Genomic DNA, 1,894 nt, shown 5'->3' with positions numbered 1-1,894 from the left:
GCGACAGAGGAAAGCACCATGACAATTTCAGCCAACACCACACAAACCCTTTACGTCCGCGACCCAAACGGCGCATACCAAGAGCTTAGCTTTGACGAAGTGATTGACGCCGCGACACTGATGCTAAACACCAAATTCAAGCGCGGCATCGCCATCAACCATGCGGGCGATGTGAAGCAATATTTGAAGGTCAAACTCGCCCCGCTGGAGCACGAGGTCTTTTACGCATTATGGCTGGATAATCAAAACCGCATCATCACCGAAGACGTGCTTTTCCGAGGCACAATCAACAGTGCGAGTGTCTTTCCGCGCGAAGTCGTGAAAACGGCGCTGCGTCACAACGCCGCTAGTGTCATTCTTGCCCACAATCACCCTAGCGGCATCGCGGAGCCTTCGAATTCTGATGAGTACATTACCAAGCGTTTGATTGACGCACTCTACCTTGTGGAGGTAAAAGTGCTGGATCACATCATCGTGGGCGAAGAAGTGGTGTCTTTCGCGCAACGGGGGATGATATAGGGGGAATCAGGCTTTTCTCTACCCTCTGTTTGCTTCAGGCTTTCAGCCATTTTTAAATGTGTTTTATATTGCCTTTCATACCGCTCATCAATGACGGCTTGGATTTTGCTATGTCTTTCTTGAAGTCTTTCTTTTGAATTCCATTCAGTAAATTCTTTTTCAGGAAGTTTGGCAAGGCTACGGAGTTGTTCCGCCAAGCTCATAGCATTTAATCCTAATGTTGAGTATTTTTGTACTCTTGCCTCAAAAAGCTCTTCATAATCAGGGGGGCTAGCTGCGTGTTCCCAAACTTCTTCAATATACGCATTTGCTTCTTCAACTTTGTTAGGTAAGTCTAATATTTCATACATTAAATTGGTCGGTAGAGACTTCCAACTCACATCAATTGACAGTGGTTCAAAATGTGGAGTGTCTGCTTGAGTAGATAAACAACCACTTTCATCTCGATATTCGAGGCCATGAATTGTTCCATCATCATTTACAGCAGCCCAGCAACCAGCCACAAATCTATCCAACAAACAGGATATTTGAATAGCTAAATATACTTGCTCTTCTCTTCTTTTACGCTGCTGAAACCACCACTCTTTTAGAGTTGTTAATATAACCGTTAATAAAGAACCAATAATTACACCGAGCAAACCGATAGTGGCCTTGTCAAATTCCATGTTTGTCCTCTGAAAACATTTTTGCGCAGAAAAGGGAAAATCGCTTGCTTAGAAATATCGAGCTTGCTGGTGTTAATTCTCGTTGGCAGCGTCAGGTTTATTGGTGGTTCTTTCCTTATCGTGCTTTTCTGATATGTCTGCTAACCACGCGAGAAAACCACCTACAAATATCATGCAAAACACGAAAAGCCCCCAAGTTTCTGAAACTCCCTTACTATTTATTGCATTGATTATTGCTTCTTGTTTTTCACCTGCTAACTCTTCTGTTATGGCTTTCCGTGCTGAGTTTAAAGCTATTGTCCAAACAAAAAATATTGCACTGAAAAATACAGAGATTGAGATAACAGCAGTAGATAAATGCTGTTTATAAAGTGATGGTTTTTGCCATGCCGCAACCAAAAGCAACGATATGATTGTTGTTATTATATACTTGGAATCGAACAAGTTTCCTCCTAGAAGCTCTCTGCGGACAGCCGTAGAATTGCATACCAAAGCACTGTTAAAATACTTTCTTGAATTGGCTTATTTTAACCGTTTAATGGTTTCTATATCTACCATTCTGGTCTTTAAGTCGCCATTTTACAATGTGTAGGAAAAGCCTTTCCCTGCCTCCAACTGCTGCGCATTCTCCGCTACCCATTCGAGCGGAAAGATTCTCTCCGCAACGCCTCTCTTTAGATATTGCCCATCTCTAACGCTCGGAATTTTCT

3 protein-coding genes are annotated in these 1,894 nt (G+C 42.8%); 1 reads left to right on the top strand and 2 read right to left on the bottom strand.

Going from position 1 to position 1,894, the window contains the following annotated elements; translation table 11 throughout:
• Window positions 1–519: RadC family protein (gene radC, locus HJG39_RS19115; protein ID WP_442781053.1), on the top strand; the 519-nt coding region annotated here is incomplete at its 5' end.
• Here radC and HJG39_RS19110 read toward each other — a convergent pair.
• Window positions 465–1,184: a hypothetical protein gene (locus HJG39_RS19110; RefSeq protein WP_268411997.1), complete on the bottom strand. Its 720-nt coding sequence runs from the start codon at window positions 1,182–1,184 to the stop codon at window positions 465–467. The genes radC and HJG39_RS19110 overlap by 55 nt on opposite strands.
• A 72-nt stretch (window positions 1,185–1,256) precedes the next feature.
• A complete protein-coding gene (locus HJG39_RS19105; protein WP_268411994.1) occupies window positions 1,257–1,628 on the bottom strand; it encodes a hypothetical protein in 372 nt (123 codons plus the stop codon).
• Window positions 1,629–1,894 lie beyond the last annotated feature (266 nt).

Origin of the sequence: Alteromonas sp. a30 (assembly GCF_026788005.1) — a bacterium.
In the GTDB taxonomy this organism is placed as follows: Bacteria; Pseudomonadota; Gammaproteobacteria; order Enterobacterales; family Alteromonadaceae; genus Paraneptunicella.
Note: the sequence above shows the minus strand (reverse complement) of the source record. Positions and strands in the feature narration are given on the sequence as shown.